This window comes from Gillisia hiemivivida, assembly GCF_007997295.1.
Classification (GTDB): Bacteria; Bacteroidota; Bacteroidia; order Flavobacteriales; family Flavobacteriaceae; genus Gillisia; species Gillisia hiemivivida.
Window position 1 is genome coordinate 12,168 of sequence record NZ_VORY01000005.1, and the last position, 22,821, is coordinate 34,988.

Genomic DNA, 22,821 nt, shown 5'->3' on the forward strand with positions numbered 1-22,821 from the left:
TTCAAGATGTAAGACTTCATTTCAACTAATTGAAAATCAATATTTTAATCTGCGTGAATTTTTCAAAAAGGAAAAAATAATTCTGTGTTCCAATAGCAAGCTCCTAAACATTGAAAACAGTCTTAATCCACGTTACTTCTAGCCTCACCGAAATCCAGAATTTTTTTTACCGGACAATACTAATTAAAATTAAAAACTTCAACACCAATCCCAGTCCAAGCGACCGCTAACTTTGTACCATCTGGGGATATTTTTATTTGCCCAGTAGTTCTCAAACTACGAATAAATCCAACGGAACTAACTATTGGAGTACTACTAATTCCAGAAGCTGAAACATTATATGTAATAAATTCATTACTATCATATTTGTGAGCAACAACCCAGTACTCATCTGAATTGGGCCTTTTTATAGCAGTTACTTTTTCGTTGACAGGTGTGTGTAATAATTTATTCTTAGATATTACTGCGCCAATACCTCCATTTAAAGACATATCAACTTCTGAGAATTGCAAACCGTTGACACCACCTCCATAAAGGTGAAGCGAATCAAGGGTGAAAACATAATAAATGTTTGTTGTCCCTGGTTTTGGTATTATAATAGCAGAATGAGTACTGGAAGAGTCTCCCTTTAAGCCAGTACCATTTTGCATAATGGAATGATTCTTATTATAAACAGTAATTCCATCTGTATAAAACAACAGATTCCCATCACTATCTGAAATGGAAGCACAACCTTCATTAGTCGACAATTGTCCGTCTAATAAAACAACTGGAGTACCACTATTAAAATCCAAACCTCCATTATACCCAAAATACCAAATATTTGCTTCATTCTGGGCAAAATTAGAAATAGTAAAACAAAAGAAAAAAAATGTCAACAAAATACTTTTCATAAAAGTTAGTATTTCAAAGGTTTTGATATTATTATTATTATTATTATGCTTACTAACAAGGTATTATATACTTATTCATAAATACTTCAAGCCTGAAAAATCTCAGGATAAAATATTCTTTCAATAAAAAAGGAGAAAATCTAAATAGGTACGGCATCTGGAATTTCTTAATTTCAAACTTACATTTTAAAATTCATTAAGACCAATGGTTTAGTTCTGTAATTATTAACAGTTATTAACACGGTTAAGGCTATTAATATATAGCAATCCAAAACCACCTCCCTCCTCTTTTCGTATATTCCAGTATGAAGTCAATTCTTTACCCATTCTTCTTTTTCCTTTTATTACCAAGCCTATCGCTAGGTCAAAAAATAGATAATCTAGCATCTTTTCGGGATATAAAGAGTGATTCCTATTTTAGATACCACTACGATAACGATTATTTCTCGGGCACCGATGAGAACTATACCCAAGGCTACAGCTTAGAATTAGTTGCTCCATTTTTAAAAAAGAATCCTGCCAATTACCTTTTCTACAAACCTAGAAAATCAGAAATTAAATTTGGTTTAGCTGTAGAGCATATCGGCTTTACACCACCTACTATTGGGAGTCCGGAAATTCAGTTTGGAGATCGTCCCTTTGCCGCAGCTATTATGCTAAAAAGTTTTCTGATCGCTACTGATACGATTGCTAAGTCCAGATTACTTTCTTCCCTTAACATCGGACTTATAGGTCCAGGTGCTTTTGGAAAGGAAATGCAGGTTGGCATCCATAAGATCACCGGAAATATTATTCCTCAAGGTTGGCGAAACCAGATCAAGAACGATGTTGTAATTAACTATGAAGTCAGCTATGAAAAACAACTTTATCGAGCTGGAAATTACTTCTCACTGCAAACAAATTCTACAGCACGAGTAGGTACATTACTCACCAACGCATCGGTTGGACTCAATACTACGGTGGGGCTTATAAACTCGCCATTTTCAGCAATAAATAAGAAGAAAAAATTTCAATTCTATGCGTATTCTCAGATTTTAGGAAATCTAATAGCTTATGATGCTACGCTGCGAGGTGGAGTTTTCAATAAAACGAGTCCGTATACAATTCCTTCCGAAGAGATAGAACGTTTTACCGGGCAATTCAACTATGGTCTGGTTTTAAAAACAAAGACTTTATATTTTGAATATTCCAGAACGGTACTTACCCGAGAATTTGAGTCTGGAACACCAACAAAATGGGGAGGAATTAGAATTGGGCTTACATTTTAAGTATCGGGTTTCAGATCTAATTTTTTTTTTAAAAGTCTCAAGTAGTTTTAAATACCCTTACCATTCAATAACGCGATTAAAGCTATAAATCCTAATAAAGCTCCTCCAATTACTAAAATGGGTAAAACAATATTTAATATAGCTCGGCCAATTGAGAAATTTTGAATAAAAGCTACTCCTATTACAAGAATTACAAGTGCCCATAAATCTAGGATAGAGGTTAGAACAGTAAATATTACCAGACCTGTGCTGCTCATGGAAAATCCGGTTTCCCAAACTGCATTATTAGAACCAGCTCCATAAATGAAGTATTGTGGTATCAATATAAATAATGAAATTATTACTGGAACTAAAGACCAAGCGAGTACTCTTTTATATTGAGACAAAGTTGCTTTTCCTTTTAATAGCCCGCCAGCAAATTCCAAAAACCAAGCAATTATATAATAGGAAATCCATCCTAAGGCACCACCTAATATAATTCTAATAGCTAATTGCCCAACATCAAAAGGATTATTTACAAGTTCCTTATCCAGTAATCTATCCACGGCTTTTGCAATACCCGCTAAAACGAAAAAGATAAATACACTTTCCTTAGATATATGTTCAAAAATATACTTGAAAGTTTCTTTGGGTTGAAACATTATATTCTTCCATAGCGTAGAGGAATCTATTTTGGTGATAGTTTCATAATTGTTTTCCAAATCTTTGAGTGTTTGAAGTTAAAGTTTGAATTATCTTTTAAATTTTCTCTAAAGTAAATAAAAAAAATCAAAACCAGATGGCGCGGAATTGCATTCCGTGCCCATAAAGTGACGCAAATACAAAAACTACTGTAGTGATATGTTAGTTTTTTATAACTTCAAATAAAAAGCATTACTATGTCAACAAAATATAAAGCTACAACAACTGAAGAAGCTTTTTTTATAACCATCACTACAGTAGGTTGGATTGATATTTTTACCAGATTAAATCAAAAACAGGTCATCATCAAAGCATTGCAGTATTGCCAACAGAACAAAGGTTTAGAAATATATGCCTATTGTATCATGTCTAGTCACATTCATTTGCTTTGTAAGGGTACAAAAGGCTTTGTTTTGTCGGATATCATTAGAGATTTTAAAAAATTCACATCCAAGAAAATTATTCAAACCATAAATGAAGAACCTGAAAGTCGACGCGAGTGGATGTTAGATTATTTTAAAAAATCCTGTGAACATCTAAAAAGAGAACAACAATACAAAGTTTGGCAAGATGGATATCATGCAGAAATTGTGGAAACCAATTGGTTTATAAAGCAAAAAGTAAATTATATCCACAATAATCCTGTAAAAGACAAAATTGTAGCTTTGCCAGAAGATTATTATTTCAGTTCCGCAAGAAATTATGCTGATTTAGAAAATGATCTAGCAGTTGTTTTGTTAGATTTATTTTGATAGTGGTTGCTAGCACGGATTGTAGGTCTGCGCTGTCGGGGCTGTCGTAGATGCACGCGCGGATTACAAATCCGCGTTGTCGGGAGGCAGGCACGATTGCAAACGCTGTAAGCACGGATTACAAATCCTCGCTGTCGGGTTTACAAATCCGCGCTGTCGGGAACCATGCACCTAGTATAAACCGACTTTCCCTTGCACCGATGAGAATAGTTTTTTAGAATCGAAACCGACTCCATCTTTAAAGACCAATTCCATTTTTCGAATATTCTTGATGTCTTCTCGTAGATCGCCATCTATTAAAATCAAATCTGCTTTCTTCCCTTTTTCTATGCTTCCTATCTCTTTTTGTCTGTTTAGGAATTGAGCACCATTCAACGTTCCTATCTTAATAGCATCTGGCAATGAGAATCCGGTTTCCACGAGAATTTCTATAGTCCGCTGATTGGCATATCCGGCTACGGTTCTCCCCGCACCTGTAGGATCTGTTCCTGCAACCAATTTCCCTCCTTTTTCATAAAAGCGCTTGGTCCATTCCAAATCTTTTTTAAATAAAACAATGGAAGTAGAATCATTATTTACAGATCGATCGTATTTATTTTGAAGGTCTTCTTGTAATTGTGGAATCATTGCGCTCAGTCCGCCACCAGGAACTACCTCATAACCCGTATATGGTTCAAAGACCACTGGTGTTGTGGTTAGGGTGGTATTATTTTTTATTAGTAGATCCATTAATTCTTCCATTTTTGGATCATCTTTATCTGTATCTATCAAACTTTTTCGTGCTTTAAAAGGATCGCATATTTCTTCCATTTTATCTGAAATAAAATCGCTGGAAGCCATAAATCCATGCTCCAGATTGTCTATTCCTAGATTTGAAGCTTCCGCATAGGTAAGAGAACATAAATGCCCTGTAACTTTGAGTCCGCGCTTATGAGCTTCTGCCACAGATATTCTAAGATCCTCTTTGGTAATATGGTTATATACTTTAAAAGAAGTCACTCCTTTATCGGCCCAGTAGTTCACCAATTTAGCAACCTCAGCAGTGCCATCTATAAAGCCAAGTTCTGGGATGTTATAGCCTTCTCGTTCTATAAAAGGTCCTGTAACATCAATTTTTGGACCTGTCATTTTTCCTTCTTCGATCCACTTTTTTACATTAAGATCTGTTTGTGGCTGAATACTACCGCCGGTTCGCATCGTAGTTACCCCACCGGCCAGGTATAATCTTGGAAAAGTAAAGGTCATTTGGCTCACACTAAACCAATTCTCAAACGGTTTGCTATAAAATAAATGTTCGTGTAACATGACCAACCCAGGAATCACCGTTTTGCCGGTTCCGTTAATGATCAAGGCATTTTTAGGGATTACTACAGAAATTGCATTTCCAATATCTTGAATAATTCCATTGCTTATCACAATAGTTTGCCCCTCTTTCACATCTCCACCAGTGCCATCTATCAAGGCAACATTTGTAATGGCGATGCTGGAAGTGTCTACGGCTATAAAGGCTTTTACTTGTGGGGTAAATTCTTGTGCAAAACTTCCAAAGCTAATTAGAAAAGTTAGTATCCATATATGTGAGGTTTTTATCATCTAATTTTATTTTTTTAAAGGTTTGTGGCTATAAACATTAAATTTAGAGGGGGTAAAATGACATCTCGACTACGCTCGATGTGACTTTAAATTGATAATAGCGAGATAACTCTAATTTACAAAAGGAATCCTTCGCACCAATTTGTGTACTATTAATTCTCTTGAGTTTTTTTCAGCATATCTTTCCCATTTTCATTATTAGGATCCATTTCTATGGATTTCTTATAATTAAGAATTGCTAATTCCTTATTTCCCGTTTCCATATAAGCTTCTCCCAAACTGTCGTACACATTAGAAGATTCTGGAAATTCAGCCACATTAAGTTTAAAAACGGCAATGGCTTCATTCATTTGTCCAGCCTGTAAAAATTGATATCCCAAGGCGTTCATGTCATTTTCCCTCAGGATATATTCCTTAGAACCTTTTTGTTTTTCAAATGACTTCAGGCCATTTTCCAATCCGTTTTTATTGATCTCATCCATCAGGAAATTTGCGAGCGTTTTCTGCGGAAGATCATAAGGCAGATCGTTCAGGATGTTGATAATGTTCCGGCTCATTTCTCCCAGATTCGTTCTGCCGGTATTATTAAGCAACACAACTAGTTCCTGATTGGCAGGTATTCTATTAATAAGGGTGTTAAAGCCATTTATTCCTCCTCCATGCCCGATTACAACTAAACTATCTCTTGAACCATTTGCCATCTTATTAGTTCCCCAGCCATAGCCATAGGTTCCACTTCCAGATTTAATGTGCGGTGCAAATAAAAGATCTTTATTTTCCTTGGAAAGTAATTTATTTTCTGCAAGTGCTCTATCCCATAGATAAAGATCTTCTACTGTAGAATAAAGAGACCCTGCCGCATACGGAATAGACATATCCAGATAAGGTGCATTGGAATATGAATTTCCGCGCTTTTCGTAACCAGAAGCTCTATTTTTAAGGATCACATCATGATTATCGAAGCCTGTATCTTTCATATTTAATGGCTGAAAGATCTTTTCTTGTAGGTTTTCTTCATAAGATTTACCAGTAACTTTTTCTATGATCACCCCCAATAAGAAATAGCCTGAATTGCTATAAGCGAATTTTTCTCCGGGAACAAATTCCAACTCCATATCCTTAAATAGAGAGATAAAATCGTTTGGCGTATATGGATTTCGACTGGTCTCCTCGAAAAATTTAGGAAAGGAAGTATAATTAGGAATTCCCGAGCTATGCGTGAGTAAATGATGCAACGTGATCTTATCTCCGGTAGCTTTAGGGTAGTTAGGAAGATATGTAGTGATAGGAACATCCAATTTCAAATTCCCTTTCTCAACCAATTGAAGGATCAACATGGCTGTAAATTGTTTGGTGATAGATCCAAGCCTGTGTTTTGTAGTTGGAGTATTAGGAATATCCCATTCCATATTTGCCTTTCCAAATCCGTTCTTATAGATAACTTCACCATCTTCGGCTACCAATAAAGAACCATTGAACTGCCCATATTCTGTATACAAGCTCATAAGGTCTTCTATTTGTGCCGCTTTAGATTGGGCATTTACTTGATTAGAGCTTATTAACCCAATAAAGTAGAAAACGAAAAGAGTTCTTAGTAAAAAGCTTGATTTTCGGAACATTACAAGAAGTTTTAGAACGATTAATTTAAATTATAATTGATTAACTATCAACAGACTAAAATAACGAATATTTAGATAGTCCTGCTTTTATCTTAATATTGAATGTAGATTTTTGATTTAATCCTATAAAAAAGCGACTCAAGTTTTTACTTGAGCTCAATGACTAATGCATGAGATTTTGAAATCACTTCTTTAATAATTCTAATTTAAGATGGCAACGATCCTCAAGGGAGCACCACTTCCCCCCTTTATTTTCATTGGTAAGGCTATAATTTGAAAATCTTTACTTGGTAATTTATCTAGATTCGTTAAATTTTCGAAAGCTGGGATGTTCTTGGACAGCAGAATAATATGACTTTCAAAAGTTTGAGATTGTCCATAATCTATACTGGGTGTATCTAAACCAATCGCATGAATATTTCTGTTTTCCACTAGCCAATTTGCAGCTTCCGGAGCTAATCCTGGAAAATGTAATTTTTTAATAGCTTCTTCTCCCCTCTCATTGGTTCCCAAATATTTCATTTTATCTGGATAAAATTTTGAGAAACCTGTTTCCAGCAATACGATAGCTCCTTGAGGAATCTCCATATTCTGCTCTTTCTCCCATTTTTTAAGGTCTTCTATACTAATAAGATAGTCAGGATTTTTTATGGCATTTTCTGAAACATCGATTTTAATAGCATTCCCAATTAAATTTTCTAAAGGTATTTCATCTACTGTTTGTTTGTTGTTTGCAAAATGGATGGGCGCATCTATATGCGTGCCCCCATGCTCTGCAGTTGCAAAATTATTAGCCGAGTAATAAAAGCCTTGATCTGTTTTGCCTTTTGAAACAACTTCCAATTCAAATTCTTTAGCAGTAACCCAGTAAATAGTTTCTTCTGAAAAAACATGGGTGAGATCTATAATTTTACCTTCTAAACCTTGACCTGTTTTACTTTCAAGGCCATCGTTAGATGTACTCGGATTGTTATTACATTCAACTAAGAATAAAAAGGAAACTAAAATTTTTAATACAGTACTTTTCATGATACTAATTTAGATTCATTTTTCAATTAAGAAGCTCTGTGCAACTCCACGAGATATATCCCAAGCTATCAGTAGGATTATAATTTCAAAACGCGACATTTCAATAGCTATTTGGTCGGGGAATTAGACCCTAATGATGGATTGAATTTTTCAAAAATTATATTTTTAGGGTTACTTTCATCAAATCTGTCTGTATTCAGAACAAACTCGTTCTTTCTCAATAATTTTGTTGAAGCCTCGTTATTTTTTTGCGTGAAGGCTTCAATTTTATTAAAACCCAAAACATTGAAACCAAATTTTAAAACTACTGTCATTGCTTCATTCATGATTCCCGTATTGTGAAATATTGGATCTAGATCGTAACCTATTTCAGCAGTTTTTCTATCTTCAGAAAAATTCCACAAGCAAATAGAACCAATCATTCCAAAATCATTTTTAAGAGAAATAGTCCACTGAATTGTTTCTGAATTTTTGATACCTAGTTTTGTTCTTTCTATAAAATCTATCGCTTTCTCCTTCGTATCTGCATTCGGCCGTTTTACAAATTGATTCACAATAGGATCTGTTCGCAAATAGGAAACTCGTTTCCAATCTGACTTCAATAATTCTCTTAAAACCAATCTTTCTGTTTTTAACTGAGGAAAAGGTTTAAACTTCATATTTGATCGAATTTTTTATTTCTTCTTCAAAAGTATATCAAAATAATTGATAGTTTTCTTAAAGGTCTTTAGGTATTATTTCTAAAGTTCTTTATTTGCTTGGTCTTTGCCAGAGTTATAGGGAAGATGTTGAACAATTTTAAATATCCAGGCATCCTCTAAAATGTTGCATTTATACAACTGTTATTATGCATAAATTTAAGCTTCTCCATCTTTCAACTTTAAAATAGTTTGTCGTTCTCGATTTACCATAAGCTGTGTGACATCTGGTCTTGAATAATGCCCGGAAGGATCAAAATTCTGGCGTTCCTCTAAAACCCGATTAAAATCTAATGTAGCTGTTAGAATTCCTTCTTTATCCACTACCGGTTCTAGTACCCATTCCCCATCTGGACCCGCAATACAAGAACCTCCATTAGCTAGAACCTCAGGAGCATTTTCTAGTATTTTCGAAATATGCGGAGTTGCTGCTGGAAAATCATTTTTGCTCATTAAGCTAGACACCGAGATTACATAAGACCTAGATTCTCTGGCTATAAAACGGGTGATATCTTTGGTGTTTTCAATGGTTCCCGGCCATACTGCAATATGTAAATTCTCTCCTTGTCCATATAATGCCGCGCGCGGTAATGGCATCCAATTTTCCCAGCAGTTTAAACCGCCCACAGTAAATTCCTTTAGTGAATGCACTTGCAATCCATTTCCGTCTCCGGGAGACCATGTTAAGCGTTCTTCATAAGTTGGCTGGAGTTTTCTATGCACAGAGCATATTTCTCCGTATTGATCTATATAGACCAAAGAACAATACAAACTATGTCCACCTCTATTCTTTGGGCGCTCAATAATTCCAAGATAGATAGCTATTTTGTTTTCCCTTGCGAGGGTACAAATCTCATTTAAATCTCCAGCTTCAATCTGAATTGCATTTCTAAGATAATGTGCATGGAGCTCTTTTTGAACTTTCGAATTAAATTCGGCTCCATTGGTTAACGATACCCAAAACGGATAACCGGGGAGCAAGCCCTCTCCAAACACCACTAATTCGCATTTTTTTGCTGCAGCATCGACTATAGAAGACTTAATCTTTTCAATAGTTTTCAGCTTATCCAGCCAAATTGGAGAAATTTGAGCCATTCCCACTTTTAATATATTAGTATTTTTCATGATATTTTTTTAAAATTAATTTTAGGTAAAAGCCAGAAGATCATATAAAAATGGACTTTTTAACTAGTTTAGAATTATGTTTTTTTCTTATAATGATCAGCGATCTGTTCTTTAAAAATTATATTTCAATCTCTGAAAATTCAGAGATAAAATTAGGGGAGTTGATTGCTGAAATTTTTGCACTAAAATGATATATAGTTTTTATAGGGGTCACCCTAAGGGTTTTATTAAATATCTATTGCGGTTAAGTCGCAAACATTTTTAAATAACTGCTCTGAAAGATAAGAAATATCTTGTTTCACGCTGTAATTACTAATATGGAGGTATGCTAATCTAAAGTGTTCTTCATATATAAATAGAGAATCACCTAATTTCGTTGATGTAAATTGCTGCTTAGACCCCAAGTCTGTATATTCAAAATAAGAGTTCATAGAGATGTATTTATTCTATTAAAGAGGTTAAAAATATTAAATATAACAAATAGGCTGTAGAATATACTTTCAGAATTTTAAAGAATAAAATCCTTAGATTTGAGTTTATAAAAGTTAAAGTTCCTAATTGTTAATATTGAAGCCTGATTCTTTATTTTAGAATCTTGCTAAATTGTATTTTTGCCCAAACTCCTTTGAGAATTTATGCCCAAGAAAAAAGCCTCAACCAGAAAAACTAAAAGTACGAAGATCAATAAACCGGTATTTAAGCTTAACAGGCAGCAAAAAGTGGTTTTAGGCAGCTTCCTAATGTTATTGGGGGTTGGCTTGCTAATTGCTTTTATTTCATTTTTATTTAACTGGCAAGCAGATCAAAGTACGCTTCAGGATTTTGGAAACCGTGAACTAGTTGCTAAAAACTGGATGAGCAAGTTTGGAGCAAGTATCAGTGATTTTTTTATATACAATGGTTTTGGGCTCGCTGCTTTTATATTAGCCAGTTTAGTAACACTTACCGGAGTTTATCTTTTCTTCGATTTTAAACTGAAAAATCTTTTCAAATTTTGGTTCTGGGGATTATTAATGATGATCTGGTGGGCAGTCTTCTTCGGTTTTTTCGCTGAAAAGAATGCAATGCTGGGAGGCCGTGTAGGTTTTGAGATCAATGATTATTTACAAGATTACATCGGGCTAATTGGAACAGCTTTATTGCTAACTTTTATGCTCATTTCATATCTGGTTTTTAGACTGAAGATCACTCCAGAACTTATAGGTTCGTTTATCAGTTCTAAAAAGAAGGAAATAAGAGATGACTTCGAGACGACTTCAACATCTTCAACAAATTCAACACCAGCGAATAAAACTTACGAAGAAGAAGATTGGGTTTCTGAAGTTGTACCGAAAAAAGGATCTTCCAATATTGAAGATAAATCCGCTCCTACTCCACTTACAATTAATAAAGATATTCCAAAGCCAACTCCAGTTGCAATAGAGGAAGATTTAAAAATGGAAGTAGAAACTGTAGAAGAGGAAGAAGTTGAAGACACTCTTAGTAGTAAGTTAGTCAAAGATTTTGGGGAATTCGACCCAACCTTAGAGCTTAAAAATTACAAATGGCCTACTATAGATCTACTGAAGGATTATAACGCAGGAGGTGGCGGAATAACTGTAGATCAAGAAGAGTTAGAAGAAAACAAAAATACCATTGTCTCTACTCTTAAGAATTATAAGATCGAAATAGCACACATAAAAGCCACAGTAGGACCAACTGTTACCTTATATGAGATAGTTCCCGAAGCGGGAATTCGTATCTCGAAAATCAAGAACTTAGAAGATGACATCGCACTTTCTCTTGCGGCCTTAGGTATTAGAATTATTGCGCCTATCCCAGGAAAAGGAACCATTGGTATTGAAGTGCCTAATAAGAATGCAACTATCGTATCTATGCGTTCTGTGATCGCTTCTCCAAAATTCCAAAATGCCGAAATGGAACTGCCAATGGCACTAGGAAAATCTATTTCCAATGAGACCTTTGTGGTAGATCTTGCCAAAATGCCTCACCTGCTAATGGCTGGTGCTACAGGACAAGGAAAATCTGTTGGTTTAAATGCAATTCTAACCTCCCTACTCTACTGCAAGCACCCGGCAGAAGTGAAGTTTGTGTTAGTAGATCCAAAGAAAGTAGAACTTACTCTTTTCAATAAGATTGAACGTCATTACCTGGCGAAACTTCCAGGCTCGGAAGATGCGATTATCACCGATAATTCTAAGGTAATTGCTACGCTTAATTCTCTATGTATAGAAATGGATGACCGTTATAACCTTTTAAAGGATGCAATGGTTAGAAACATTAAAGAATACAATGTAAAATTCAAAGCGAGAAAACTAAATCCGGAGAACGGACATAAGTTTCTTCCTTATATCGTACTAGTGATTGATGAATTCGCAGATCTTATTATGACGGCTGGAAAAGAAGTGGAAACCCCTATCGCGAGATTGGCTCAGTTAGCTCGTGCTATTGGTATTCATCTAATTATTGCAACCCAAAGACCTTCTGTAAACGTTATTACAGGGATCATCAAAGCTAACTTCCCTGCCAGAATTGCTTTTAGAGTAACTTCTAAAATAGATTCAAGAACAATTTTGGACTCCCAAGGAGCCGATCAGTTAATTGGTCGTGGAGATATGTTATTTACTCAAGGGAATGAACTGGTGCGTATTCAATGTGCATTTGTGGACACTCCAGAGGTAGATAAAATTACCGAATTCATTGGTTCTCAAAAAGCATATCCTGATGCTCATTTACTCCCAGAATATGACGATCCTGAGAGTGGCACAGGACTTGATATAGATGTAAGCGAGCGAGATAAATTGTTCCGGGAAGCTGCAGAAGTTATAGTGATTGCACAACAAGGTTCTGCATCTTTACTACAACGAAAATTGAAGTTAGGATATAACCGCGCCGGTAGAATTGTAGATCAATTAGAAGCCGCCGGAATTGTGGGTCCTTTTGAAGGAAGTAAAGCCCGCCAAGTTTTAGTGACAGATCTCGTCTCTTTAGACCAACTATTAAACAATTGAGACACAAAATTAAAAAACTAAAGATGAAAAGATTAAGTATTGTAATGATTGCCTTATTCAGCATTTTCGCTATGAATGCTCAGGAATCTACAAAAGCAAAAAAATTATTAAGCGAGGTATCTTCTAAGGTAAAAGCCTATGATAATATGGTGATCGACTTTAAATACTCTCTAGAAAACACTGCAGAGAGCGTAAGCCAGGAAACACGTGGTGATGTTAGTATTAACGGAGATAAGTATTTATTGAATTTAATGGGTACCACTCAGTTATTCGATGGTAAGAAAATTTACACCATCATCCCAGAGGATCAAGAAATCAATATATCTGATTATGTAGAAGAAGATGCTAATAATATTACACCTTCTAAAATGTTTTCTTTTTACGAAGAAGGATACACTTACAAATGGGATATTTCTCAGGATGTAAAAGGTAGACAGATCCAATATATTAAGTTAACACCAATGGATAGTAATGCCGATGTGAAAAATATTTTATTAGGTATAGATAGCCAGACCAAACATATCTACAACTTAATTCAAACGCAGGATAATGGAACAAAGATCACTATTACTGTAAAGAGTTTCAAAACTAATCAGCCATTAGCGAAGAATTTGTTCAGCTTTAATGAAGGACGATATAAAGATTTTTATATCAATAGATTAGACTAAATTGAGAATCCTAGACCGGTACATATTAGTAAGTTATTTAAAAACATTTTTAGTAGTTTTTATCATCTTGATGTTCATTTTTGTACTTCAAACCATTTGGTTGTACATAGGTGAACTTGCCGGAAAAGATATAGATGCAGGAATTATTCTAAAATTCCTGCTTTATTTTTCTCCAAAACTAGTACCGCTTGTTCTACCCCTTACCATTCTACTTACTTCTATAATGACCTTTGGAAGTTTTGCAGAAAATTACGAATTCGCCGCCATGAAATCAGCAGGAATTTCCCTGCAAAGAGCGATGCGAAGTCTTACTGTTTTTATTATTTTTATAAGCCTTGTTGCTTTTTTCTTTTCGAACAATGTGATTCCCGCTGCAGAATTTAAATCTATCAATCTAAGAAAGAACATTGCGCAGCTAAAGCCTACCATGGCAATTTCTGAAGGGGTCTTTAATGATATTCAAGATTTTAATATTAAGGTTGATGAAAAAACTGGTGACAATGACCAGTATCTAAAGAATGTGATTATTCATCAAAAATCTGCAAGAAGTGAAAATCTCACGGTCATAAAAGCTACTGAAGGAGAGTTAGTAGGAAGCACAGATTCTGAAGTACTTTCCCTTATACTGAAAGATGGAAATTATTATGATGAAATTCCGCAAAAAGATCCTTCCAAACGGGACGATAAACCTTTTACAAAGAGTTATTTCCAAGAATATATAATTAATATAGATATTTCTAATTTTAATAATGTAGACATGGATGACGAGAATTATAGAAATTCTCAAAACATGTTGAAGATTGGAGAGCTTTCGCAGAGTATAGATTCTTTCTCTACTTCCTACAACCAAGAATTAAATAAGTTTGCCGATGTTATTTATAGCCGTACCGGTGCAAGTTATTTTGCGTCTAATTACAAGGCTAAAGATTCCATTACCAATTTTGATGAATCTATTCTAGAATTATATGATAATAAGGATGCATTACAAATTGTAGATCTTTCCTTAGGGACTGTAAATGCAGCGCTTTCCAGCGTATCTATTAAAAAACAGGAATTCCAGAATAGCACAAGACAACTTAATAAATTTGAAATTGCCCTTCATGAAAAATATGTTTTAGGTGTTGCCTGTATCATTTTGTTCTTCGTGGGAGCCCCTTTGGGAGCCATAATAAGAAAAGGGGGGATGGGACTTCCTATGGTCGTTGCCATTTTAATCTTCCTTACCTATCACTTTATAGGGATCTTTGCTAAAAACAGTGCAGAAGATGGAAGTATGAGTCCGTTTCTGGCATCTTGGCTTTCCACTTTAATCATGTTGCCATTAGGAATCTTTTTCACATATAGAGCAACCACTGATCAAGGCCTATTGGCTTTCGGTAATTTTATGGCTCCAATCAATAAGCTTATTAAAAAACTCTTCAGGAGTAAGACGGAAACAAAATAGATTAAATATCTTTGCAGCCTGAAAAAGAAACTATTATTATGCCGCAAGCAATCCAAAATAAACAACAATTAAAATTACATTCTATCCAGGAAGCCATAGATGACATCCGGGCTGGTAAGATTATTATTGTTGTAGATGATATAGATAGAGAGAATGAAGGGGATTTTCTTGCTGCAGCAGAAGCTGTAACACCAGAAATGATCAATTTCATGGCCACTCACGGTCGTGGTCTTATTTGCGCTCCTATTACAGAGGAGCATTGTAAAGAATTGAAGTTGGATATGATGGTTGGTAATAATACCGATCCATTGGAAACGGCTTTTACAATCTCTGTAGATCTTAAAGGAAACGGAGTTACTACCGGGATCTCTGCAGCAGATAGAGCAAAAACTATTAAAGCATTAATAGATCCAGCTACAAAACCTATCGATCTTAGTAGACCTGGACATGTTTTCCCTTTAAAAGCTAAAGAAGGCGGAGTATTAAGAAGAACCGGACATACAGAAGCTGCTATAGATTTTGCTAGATTAGCAGGTTTTCAACCAGCAGGTGTGATCGTAGAGATCATGAATGAAGATGGAACTATGGCAAGATTACCTCAGCTAATTGAGGTGGCCAATAAATTCGATCTTAAGTTGGTTTCTATAGAAGATCTTATAGCTTATAGAATGCAACATGACTCTTTGATAGAGAAAAAAGAGGATTTCGATATTCAAACCAGGTTTGGAACTTTTAGAATGAGAGCCTATAAACAAACCACCAATAATCAGGTTCATATTGCACTTACAAAAGGTGTTTGGAAGACCAATGAAGATATCATGGTTAGAGTAAATTCTACACTTATCAATAACGACATCTTAGGAACTCTTACCAATAATGCCGATAAGAAATTGGACGATATGTTCAAAGCGATAAATGATGAAGGACGTGGAGCAATAGTCTTTATTAATCCTGCAAACCAATCCCTTAATTTGCTAAGCAGACTTTCAGAATTGAAGGAGCGTCAGAAAAAAGGAGAGGTAAAAGCACCGCCAATAATAATGGATTATAAAGATTTTGGAATTGGCGCACAAATTCTGCACGATCTTGATATTCACAAAATTAAATTATTATCTAACTCGAAACAAGCCAAGCGAGTGGGAATGATTGGTTATGGATTAGAGATCATGGAATATGTAAATTATTAAGCTATTATTCCAGCTCGATAATAACATCTGAAATAGGTCTTCGCACCTTTTTGAATTCAGAAAACATATCATCTTTTGCTCTAAAGCCAACAGGCAATACCAATACTGATTTAAGATTCAATTTATCTAATCCAAGGACCTCATCGTATTTTTCGGGTTCAAAACCTTCCATAGGGCACGCATCTATAGCTTCGGTTGCGGAAACTGTAAGCAAAGTTCCCAAAGCTAAAAATGCCTGGTTAGTGGCCCAAGATGTGATTTCATCTATATGTTTATTCTTAAAATCGTCTATTAAGAAATCTTTAAAAGGTGAAAGGATCTCGTTAGGGGTAGCACGGATCTTTTGAACATAGTTGAAGTAATTCTCTATAAAGTTTTTATCTATTTCCCGTTCTATACACAGTACCAATACATGAGACGCAGACCCAACCTGCTGCTGATTCATTGAATATTTCACGAGTTTAGATTGAAGCGCCTTATTACGAACAATTACCATTTTAATAGGCTGCAAACCGTAAGAAGTTGCAGTTAAATTAAAGGCATGCTTAAGGATCTCTATTTTATCTTCTGAAAGAATTCTGTTTTCATCAAATTTTTTAGTGGCATACCTCCACTTTAAGGCTTCAATATTATTCATTACTTCTCTTCAAATTAAGGATACAAATTTAGACATAACTATTTGCAAGAAAAAGTAACTATAGATGTTATTCTTATTTTGCAGAATTATGGACTAGCAATATACAAATCAATCAATGATAAAAATACTACATTTGTCAAGCATCAGTTATCATCACATTCTACAAACTATATAGATGAACAGGCTTAAGAAATATATAATTTACATACTAATTGTATTAGGAGGAGGTATCGCTTTTATTTGGGGACTTAGTTTCTACATAATCGACACTACTTCAGATGAAATTTATTCAAAAATATCTGATCTTCCAATATCCAATACTGTTATTGTTCTTGGTGCCAGTGTGCACTCAGATGGGAAACTATCACCAATATTAAGAGATCGTGTAGATACTGCACTGGATATTTATAGATCCGGGCGGGCGAAACAGTTTCTTTTAAGTGGTGACAATAGACGAAATGATTATGACGAGGTAAGTGCAATGAAGAATTATTTACTGGAAAGAGATGTGCCAGAGAATTTGATTTTTACAGATCCTGCAGGATTGGATACTTATGATAGCATGTATAGATCAGACTACATTTATAAAATCCCAAATGCTATTGTAGTTACTCAAAAATTTCATCTTCCTAGGACTCTCTTTATAGCTGAAAGCTTAGGCTTAAATTATATAGGCTTTCCTGCCAAGCACAAATATTATGAGACCGAAAATAATTTGATAAGACGTGAAAAACTTGCGAACCTAAAAGCAATGTGGGAAATTCTAACAAAACAAACGCCTGAAAATATGGGTGAGGAGAATCCTGTAAATCGCTTTTAAATTTTGATATACATATTTTCTATTATTGTAATAGATTTTACTATCAACTAAAACCAAAGCAGTATGTTACTTTGGTTACTACATATTATTATAGATGCGGGAGTTTTACTACTTGCTGCAAAATTTATGAGCAAGGTTGAGTTAAAAGGCTTCAAATCTGCCATAATCGTCGCATTAATTATTGGTGTGTTCAGTTTTCTTTTAAGCTGGTTATTAACCTCCTTGCTAAATATTGCAACCCTTGGTATCTTCTATTTCTTAGGATTAGGATTTATAACTAGAGTAATTGCGTATGCTATCATCATCGAACTGGCAGATCAAGTAAGTAAAGATTTTAAAACTATAGGTTTTATAACCTCGATCTGGCTTGCAATTATACTTGCGTTGGCTGGTGCGATAGTAGATGCTATTCTATTTTAAAAACTTAAACCCTCATTTAGGGTTCAATCCCAGTACCGATAGCTATAGGGCTGACTCGAACTTTAAAAAGTGTTTTTTTTCCGAAGTATCAGGACATACCTTTTGGGCTTGCTCCGAGGTTTGTGATTTTTCTTTTCAATATTGCAAAGCGCATCAGGTATATCTTGAAGCGCTTTTTAATTGATATTATTATTGTCTATCTCTAAAAAGTTAGAATTGATCTAATCTTAACTCTAACCGCGGGCATAAAGACTATATTTGGAGCTTTTATAAGCTACTATGATAAAATTGATTGTGACTGATATGGATGGAACTTTGCTCAATGATGAGCATCAAATACATCCAGATTTTTGGGATATTGAAAAGGAACTGTCCAATAAGGGAATTATGTTCTCTGTGGCCAGTGGAAGACAATTTTATAATCTGGAAAGTAAATTTGAAAGGATTAAAGATCGTATGCTGTTTTTTGCTGAAAATGGCACCTATGTAGTTTATAAAGGGAAAGAGGTCTATCTGAATCCTTTAAAAAGAGAAGATGCCAATAAGTTTATTGAAATTGGCAGAAACCTTGAACATACTCAATTAATATTGTGTGGAAAGAACGCGGCTTATATAGAAACTGAAGATAAAAACTTTTATAAAGAGATCAATAAATATTACGAGCGTTTAGAAATTGTAGAAGATCTTACCAAGGTAGATGATACTGTCCTAAAAGTAACGCTTTGCAATTTTAATGGTGTAGAAGAAAATACCTTTCACCATTTTAACGATTATAAAAATGACTTCAAGGTAGCCATCGCAGCAAGTGTTTTTATAGATATCACTTCACTTTCAGCAAATAAAGGGAATGCTATTATAGGGATACAGAAAGAGTTGAATATTACTCCCGAAGAAACCTTGGTTTTTGGCGATTATTTAAATGATCTGGAAATGATGCAGAATGCTAAGTTTAGTTATGCTATGAAAAATGCACATCCCGATATTAAAAGTGCCAGTAAGTTTATGACAAGCTTCGATAATAATGAAAATGGAGTACTCCGAACTATTGCAGAATTAGGGCTTCTCAAGAACTTAGAAATAAAAAATGGATTGTATTAAAGGTGATGATTTTAATTTATTCGAGGTCTCCTCTAATTATAAGTAACTATTGTTCCTTCATCTAAAGACAATTCCTTTTTCAAATCATTACGATCTATCGTTTTGATATATTCGTTGTATTTAGCAACGTAATCTTTTAAGGTATCCATTTCTTCATCTATCAGGTTGTTATTTAACCTGTCTGTAGCCAGTTGTAACCATGGAGATTCATTCTCATAATCGTAAGTACCAAATACCATAAATGGAGTTCCTTTTCTCAGGACTTTTCGACCATTAGAATTCAATTCCCATTGTTTTGCCCAGTCATAAATATATTGTGCATCATCCATATAAAGTCTAACGCAAGCATGACTGGCAGGATATCCTGGTAATGCATATTGGTGCACTCCTACTCCTTCAAAATTCATGAAATTAAAATAATATGGTAAGATCCAAGCTTCATCTACCGAGCTAATTTTCCTTTTGGCTTTATAATTTCCATAATGTAAGCCATTTGGTGTTGGTGTAGATTTCTTTCCAGAACTCAAAGGGCCCCATTTTATAAGTTTTCCATTTTCATATAAAGCAAATCCTTGCACACGTTGAGAGATTAGAACTGTTTTAGGTATATCCTTGAGTAGTTCCATATTCTTTGGGAAAGGTGAATAGTTAATTATATCATTGAACAACGTATCTGGTATCACAATACTTTTACCAATACTAACTTTGTTAGCTTCAATCCTATTAATAGCATAGATCACATTTTGATGAGCTTCAGAATATCTATTTTTAAAGCTATCTAATTCCACTGAAGTCTTTAGAGAATCTATTTTATAATTTATTACCAAAGGTGGATCTACCTTTTCTTCAGGAATCTCAAGGATACTATCCTTTTGTTTAGTCTTTTCATATGTATTTTCCGACTTGTTAGATTTTTTGTCTTCACAGGAAACAGTACTGAAGACGATACTCAATACAAAAACAAATAATAAAGTAGGAGTTTTAAATGGGGGTTTCATATTCATTTGGGCAAATTCGGTTTGCATAGAATTGTTGAACAAATTTCGTAGTATTGAGATTAAAGATCACGCTGTTTTTATATACTTTAACAAAAACTGAGGCCCACTTAATAATAAATTAATACTTGGATCTTTAATTTGTAAATGGCAAACCTCCAGATCACTAACATATTTTGGAGAAATATAAAGTTTTAGTAAAATAATTCTATCAAAGTGTGATTAGTCAATAAATAATCCTATATTTGCGTAAATTAAATTTATATATAATGAATAGAGGTACCGTAAAGTTCTTTAACGACACTAAAGGATTTGGATTTATCACAGACGAAGAGTCAAACAAAGAATATTTTGTACATGCAAATGGTCTTGTTGATGAAATTAGAGAAAACGACGAAGTAACGTTTGATCTTGAAGAAGGAAGAAAAGGATTAAATGCAGTAAATGTAAAACAAGCTTAGGCTTCGTTTATAGTATACTATACTTTGACAATTTTAAAGCTTCACACAATGTGTGAAGCTTTTTTTTGTTCTAAACTTTTCTAAAATCTTTCTTGGAACGGTTTTAGAACATTATCTTTAAATCACTAAATTCAAAAAAGCACTTTGTTCAATATAAAAGCCAAATTCATTCTTTTTGCATTCCTTTCTTTTCTGCAAATCGGTGTTTTTAGCTCTACTCTTAATATGAAAGATCTAGATACTTTTAAAGTTACCAATAAGATAATTCCAAAATCTATTGCCGAAGAAGTTGCTGTTGCATTATCTTATTACCCAGAATTAAAGGATACTCCCATAGAGTTTAGATTCAAGAAAAAGATAAAGAAATCTTTTATGCAGGCGCAGCCAAAGTTTTTAGGAATATTTAAAAATAAAAAAAATCGTGCTTATTTTGTAATGATAAGTGAAAGTTTTCATATTGAAAATGAATCATTCACCATTTCAGAAGTACCATCAGATGTCCTTATTGGTTGGATAGGTCATGAATTAGGACATATTATGGATTACCAGAAGCGTAGCGGTTTTAATCTCATCCAATTCGCGATAGGTTATCTAACTTCTCATAAATTCATTAAAAAGGCTGAAAGAGCTGCAGATACCTTTGCGGTAGGTCACGGAATGGGAGATTATATACTTGCTACTAAAGATTTTATTCTAAACCACGCGCATCTTTCTAAGGTGTATAAAGATCGTATTAGGAAGTTATACTTATCTCCAGAAGAAATTCTATTATTAGTAGAAGAATTAAAAGATTAGTTGGGTTTCAGTTATAAGCTACTAATAAACTCTTCCCATTCTCCGAACTTCTCTTCGTTCATTACACGTTCCATTTTCACTTGTCCACCTTTCTTTTTATTCAAGGCATTCCACTCATAAAAATAATTTGGAGGAATAGTAGTAACCTTTACACCTTTCAAGGCTTTAGATCTAGCCACCTTATAATTTTTATTAGCGTTTTTAAGAGACTCGTCTAAGGCCTCAGCAAGTTCTTCATTATTCAATTTAGCCTCTGTACCTAAATACCAAGAATGATGAAATTCACCATCGATGCGAACCGCAGCCAAAGTAAATTCCGGGATTTCGATATCATACTTTTTCTCTAACTCCTGGATAGCATCGTTCATTTTATTCACAGAAAGCTGAGAACCAACTACATTTAGAAAAAACTTAGTTCTTCCCGTAATTTTGATCTCATGTCTACTAACATCTGTAAATTTAATAGTATCACCTATCAAATACCTCCATGCTCCAGACACCGTACTAATAAGTAATATATAATCTTCCTCTTCTTTTACATCTTTAATTTGCACCACAGGTGCATTATCAGTAATAGAACCATCTTCATTTACGTACTCAGCTTTGAAAGGTACAAACTCAAAATAAATTCCATTATCCAAGACCAATTTCATAGAATGTGTTTCTGGACGCTGCTGATAGGCCATAAATCCTTCTGAAGCCAAATAGGTATCTATCACTGTCACCGGATGGGCCAATAATGCATTGAAGCTTTTCTCGTAAGGCTCAAATGCTACCCCACCAGAAGTATAAACTTGGAAATTTGGCCATATATCATGGATGTTATTTACATTATGATGCTCAATTACTTTTTTAAACATCAATTCTATCCAAGATGGAATTCCGGAAATAGCTCCAATATCCCAAGTTTTAGCATTTGCTGCAATCATCTCTACACGCTCATCCCAGTCTTCAATTTTTGCGATTTCATCACCCGGCTTATAATATCCTTTAAACCAAAATGGAATTTTGCTTGCAGAAATCCCACTTATCTCCCCTTCTTCATGATCGCCCTCCTTTTGTAGATCTGTAGAACTACCTAGCATCATGATCTCCTTTTCAAAAAAATCTGTGGGAAGATCAAAATTAGTTAACGCACCAACTTGTTTTATTCCTGAGGTCCGTATTGCTTCTACCATATCATTAGAAACAGGGATGCGCTTACTGGTTTTACCAGTTGTACCGGAACTTAAGGCAAAATAAGGCGGAGTTCCAGGCCAAACAACATCTGTTTCCCCTTCATGCATTTTGTACCACCATTCTTCATTGATCTTATTATAATCGAAATTTGGGATACGCTCTGCATAAGCCACACGGATATCCTCAGCTTCCAGAATCTCTTCAAAATTATAATGTTTCCCAAAAGCAGTATCTTTTGCTTTGTTCAATAAACCAGTCAGGACTTCCAATTGGGCTTCATCGGCATTCGGTTCAGAAACAATTTTATCTCTTAAATCTATTAAACCCTTTATAATTGATCCAACTATTGCCATAATGCCTTGATATTTAATTTAAACTTATAATTTTGAAGTTAGGCAAAAGTGAAAAATAGCCTCAAAACATGGGCTATAATTATATAATTTTTAAC

The 22,821-nt window shown here is 34.5% G+C and carries 21 protein-coding genes; 11 read left to right on the top strand and 10 right to left on the bottom strand.

The features are described 5' to 3' along the window. Nucleotides 1–179: 179 nt before the first annotated feature. Nucleotides 180–893, bottom strand: a complete 714-nt coding sequence (locus ES724_RS06310; protein ID WP_146931076.1) for a hypothetical protein — start codon at nucleotides 891–893, stop codon at nucleotides 180–182. Between the two features lie 305 nt (nucleotides 894–1,198). Here ES724_RS06310 and ES724_RS06315 point away from each other — a divergent pair, with 305 nt between their 5' ends. Beyond that, nucleotides 1,199–2,161: a lipid A deacylase LpxR family protein gene (locus ES724_RS06315; protein ID WP_146931079.1), complete on the top strand. Its 963-nt coding sequence runs from the start codon at nucleotides 1,199–1,201 to the stop codon at nucleotides 2,159–2,161. 47 nt (nucleotides 2,162–2,208) lie between these two features. Here the strand turns inward: ES724_RS06315 and ES724_RS06320 are convergent, their stop codons facing one another. After that, nucleotides 2,209–2,862, bottom strand: a complete 654-nt coding sequence (locus tag ES724_RS06320; protein WP_146931082.1) for a Yip1 family protein — start codon at nucleotides 2,860–2,862, stop codon at nucleotides 2,209–2,211. A gap of 177 nt (nucleotides 2,863–3,039) precedes the next feature. Here ES724_RS06320 and ES724_RS06325 point away from each other — a divergent pair, with 177 nt between their 5' ends. Continuing rightward, nucleotides 3,040–3,594: an REP-associated tyrosine transposase gene (locus ES724_RS06325; RefSeq protein WP_146931085.1), complete on the top strand. Its 555-nt coding sequence runs from the start codon at nucleotides 3,040–3,042 to the stop codon at nucleotides 3,592–3,594. Between the two features lie 171 nt (nucleotides 3,595–3,765). On the opposite strand, the gene ES724_RS06330 is transcribed toward ES724_RS06325, so the two are convergent. From ES724_RS06330 to ES724_RS06350, 5 genes are all read right to left on the bottom strand, one after another. Continuing rightward, a complete protein-coding gene (locus ES724_RS06330; protein ID WP_146931087.1) occupies nucleotides 3,766–5,187 on the bottom strand; it encodes an amidohydrolase family protein in 1,422 nt (473 codons plus the stop codon). Nucleotides 5,188–5,339: 152 nt separating this feature from the next. Continuing rightward, nucleotides 5,340–6,806, bottom strand: coding sequence for a serine hydrolase domain-containing protein (locus tag ES724_RS06335; RefSeq protein WP_146931090.1), 1,467 nt, complete (start codon nucleotides 6,804–6,806; stop codon nucleotides 5,340–5,342). A 201-nt stretch (nucleotides 6,807–7,007) separates the two neighbouring features. Continuing rightward, nucleotides 7,008–7,835, bottom strand: coding sequence for a cyclase family protein (locus ES724_RS06340; protein WP_146931093.1), 828 nt, complete (start codon nucleotides 7,833–7,835; stop codon nucleotides 7,008–7,010). Between the two features lie 107 nt (nucleotides 7,836–7,942). Beyond that, nucleotides 7,943–8,494 (bottom strand): GNAT family N-acetyltransferase, encoded by a 552-nt coding sequence (locus tag ES724_RS06345; protein WP_146931096.1) that lies wholly within the window; start codon nucleotides 8,492–8,494, stop codon nucleotides 7,943–7,945. Nucleotides 8,495–8,692: 198 nt separating this feature from the next. Beyond that, nucleotides 8,693–9,658: a carbon-nitrogen hydrolase family protein gene (locus ES724_RS06350; RefSeq protein WP_146931099.1), complete on the bottom strand. Its 966-nt coding sequence runs from the start codon at nucleotides 9,656–9,658 to the stop codon at nucleotides 8,693–8,695. A gap of 635 nt (nucleotides 9,659–10,293) precedes the next feature. Between ES724_RS06350 and ES724_RS06355 the strand changes: the two genes are divergently transcribed. The 4 genes from ES724_RS06355 to ribB are packed head-to-tail and all read left to right on the top strand — an operon-like array spanning nucleotide 10,294 to nucleotide 15,968. Continuing rightward, nucleotides 10,294–12,669, top strand: a complete 2,376-nt coding sequence (locus tag ES724_RS06355) for a DNA translocase FtsK (RefSeq protein ID WP_146931102.1) — start codon at nucleotides 10,294–10,296, stop codon at nucleotides 12,667–12,669. A 23-nt stretch (nucleotides 12,670–12,692) separates the two neighbouring features. Next, a complete protein-coding gene (locus ES724_RS06360; RefSeq protein ID WP_146931105.1) occupies nucleotides 12,693–13,337 on the top strand; it encodes a LolA family protein in 645 nt (214 codons plus the stop codon). Nucleotide 13,338: 1 nt separating this feature from the next. Further along, nucleotides 13,339–14,781: an LptF/LptG family permease gene (locus ES724_RS06365; protein WP_146931108.1), complete on the top strand. Its 1,443-nt coding sequence runs from the start codon at nucleotides 13,339–13,341 to the stop codon at nucleotides 14,779–14,781. Between the two features lie 38 nt (nucleotides 14,782–14,819). Next, complete coding sequence (ribB, locus tag ES724_RS06370) at nucleotides 14,820–15,968, top strand: 3,4-dihydroxy-2-butanone-4-phosphate synthase (protein ID WP_146931111.1); 1,149 nt, start codon at nucleotides 14,820–14,822, stop codon at nucleotides 15,966–15,968. 4 nt (nucleotides 15,969–15,972) lie between these two features. Here the strand turns inward: ribB and ES724_RS06375 are convergent, their stop codons facing one another. After that, nucleotides 15,973–16,605: an NAD(P)H-dependent oxidoreductase gene (locus tag ES724_RS06375; protein ID WP_146931114.1), complete on the bottom strand. Its 633-nt coding sequence runs from the start codon at nucleotides 16,603–16,605 to the stop codon at nucleotides 15,973–15,975. 175 nt (nucleotides 16,606–16,780) lie between these two features. Between ES724_RS06375 and ES724_RS06380 the strand changes: the two genes are divergently transcribed. The 3 genes from ES724_RS06380 to ES724_RS06390 all read left to right on the top strand — a co-directional run bounded on the left by ES724_RS06380 (nucleotide 16,781) and on the right by ES724_RS06390 (nucleotide 18,943). Then, complete coding sequence (locus ES724_RS06380) at nucleotides 16,781–17,425, top strand: SanA/YdcF family protein (protein WP_146931117.1); 645 nt, start codon at nucleotides 16,781–16,783, stop codon at nucleotides 17,423–17,425. 63 nt (nucleotides 17,426–17,488) lie between these two features. Beyond that, nucleotides 17,489–17,845 (top strand): phage holin family protein, encoded by a 357-nt coding sequence (locus tag ES724_RS06385; protein WP_146931120.1) that lies wholly within the window; start codon nucleotides 17,489–17,491, stop codon nucleotides 17,843–17,845. A 279-nt stretch (nucleotides 17,846–18,124) separates the two neighbouring features. Then, on the top strand, nucleotides 18,125–18,943 hold the full coding sequence (locus tag ES724_RS06390) for a Cof-type HAD-IIB family hydrolase (RefSeq protein WP_146931123.1): 819 nt from the start codon (nucleotides 18,125–18,127) through the stop codon (nucleotides 18,941–18,943). A gap of 32 nt (nucleotides 18,944–18,975) precedes the next feature. Here the strand turns inward: ES724_RS06390 and ES724_RS06395 are convergent, their stop codons facing one another. After that, nucleotides 18,976–19,941 carry a L,D-transpeptidase gene (locus ES724_RS06395; protein WP_146931476.1) on the bottom strand — a complete coding sequence of 322 codons (966 nt, stop codon included), beginning with the start codon at nucleotides 19,939–19,941 and terminating at the stop codon, nucleotides 18,976–18,978. Between the two features lie 266 nt (nucleotides 19,942–20,207). Here ES724_RS06395 and ES724_RS06400 point away from each other — a divergent pair, with 266 nt between their 5' ends. Further along, nucleotides 20,208–20,399, top strand: a complete 192-nt coding sequence (locus tag ES724_RS06400; protein WP_010229690.1) for a cold-shock protein — start codon at nucleotides 20,208–20,210, stop codon at nucleotides 20,397–20,399. Between the two features lie 144 nt (nucleotides 20,400–20,543). Beyond that, a complete protein-coding gene (locus tag ES724_RS06405) occupies nucleotides 20,544–21,194 on the top strand; it encodes a hypothetical protein (protein WP_146931126.1) in 651 nt (216 codons plus the stop codon). Between the two features lie 11 nt (nucleotides 21,195–21,205). Here the strand turns inward: ES724_RS06405 and ES724_RS06410 are convergent, their stop codons facing one another. Beyond that, nucleotides 21,206–22,726, bottom strand: coding sequence for a GH3 family domain-containing protein (locus tag ES724_RS06410; protein ID WP_146931129.1), 1,521 nt, complete (start codon nucleotides 22,724–22,726; stop codon nucleotides 21,206–21,208). Nucleotides 22,727–22,821: the final 95 nt, after the last annotated feature.

What these genes read in the sequence shown, in the direction of transcription:
- ES724_RS06335 (WP_146931090.1), bottom strand. Translation starts at nt 6,806, where the DNA reads ATGTTCCGAAAATCAAGCTTTTTACTAAGAACTCTTTTCGTTTTCTAC.
- ES724_RS06345 (WP_146931096.1), bottom strand. Translation starts at nt 8,494, where the DNA reads ATGAAGTTTAAACCTTTTCCTCAGTTAAAAACAGAAAGATTGGTTTTA.
- ES724_RS06355 (WP_146931102.1), top strand. Translation starts at nt 10,294, where the DNA reads ATGCCCAAGAAAAAAGCCTCAACCAGAAAAACTAAAAGTACGAAGATC.
- ribB (WP_146931111.1), top strand. Translation starts at nt 14,820, where the DNA reads ATGCCGCAAGCAATCCAAAATAAACAACAATTAAAATTACATTCTATC.
- ES724_RS06330 (WP_146931087.1), bottom strand. Translation starts at nt 5,187, where the DNA reads ATGATAAAAACCTCACATATATGGATACTAACTTTTCTAATTAGCTTT.
- ES724_RS06325 (WP_146931085.1), top strand. Translation starts at nt 3,040, where the DNA reads ATGTCAACAAAATATAAAGCTACAACAACTGAAGAAGCTTTTTTTATA.
- ES724_RS06310 (WP_146931076.1), bottom strand. Translation starts at nt 893, where the DNA reads ATGAAAAGTATTTTGTTGACATTTTTTTTCTTTTGTTTTACTATTTCT.
- ES724_RS06340 (WP_146931093.1), bottom strand. Translation starts at nt 7,835, where the DNA reads ATGAAAAGTACTGTATTAAAAATTTTAGTTTCCTTTTTATTCTTAGTT.
- ES724_RS06390 (WP_146931123.1), top strand. Translation starts at nt 18,125, where the DNA reads ATGATAAAATTGATTGTGACTGATATGGATGGAACTTTGCTCAATGAT.
- ES724_RS06375 (WP_146931114.1), bottom strand. Translation starts at nt 16,605, where the DNA reads ATGAATAATATTGAAGCCTTAAAGTGGAGGTATGCCACTAAAAAATTT.
- ES724_RS06380 (WP_146931117.1), top strand. Translation starts at nt 16,781, where the DNA reads ATGAACAGGCTTAAGAAATATATAATTTACATACTAATTGTATTAGGA.
- ES724_RS06385 (WP_146931120.1), top strand. Translation starts at nt 17,489, where the DNA reads ATGTTACTTTGGTTACTACATATTATTATAGATGCGGGAGTTTTACTA.
- ES724_RS06315 (WP_146931079.1), top strand. Translation starts at nt 1,199, where the DNA reads ATGAAGTCAATTCTTTACCCATTCTTCTTTTTCCTTTTATTACCAAGC.
- ES724_RS06360 (WP_146931105.1), top strand. Translation starts at nt 12,693, where the DNA reads ATGAAAAGATTAAGTATTGTAATGATTGCCTTATTCAGCATTTTCGCT.
- ES724_RS06400 (WP_010229690.1), top strand. Translation starts at nt 20,208, where the DNA reads ATGAATAGAGGTACCGTAAAGTTCTTTAACGACACTAAAGGATTTGGA.
- ES724_RS06350 (WP_146931099.1), bottom strand. Translation starts at nt 9,658, where the DNA reads ATGAAAAATACTAATATATTAAAAGTGGGAATGGCTCAAATTTCTCCA.
- ES724_RS06395 (WP_146931476.1), bottom strand. Translation starts at nt 19,941, where the DNA reads ATGAAACCCCCATTTAAAACTCCTACTTTATTATTTGTTTTTGTATTG.
- ES724_RS06410 (WP_146931129.1), bottom strand. Translation starts at nt 22,726, where the DNA reads ATGGCAATAGTTGGATCAATTATAAAGGGTTTAATAGATTTAAGAGAT.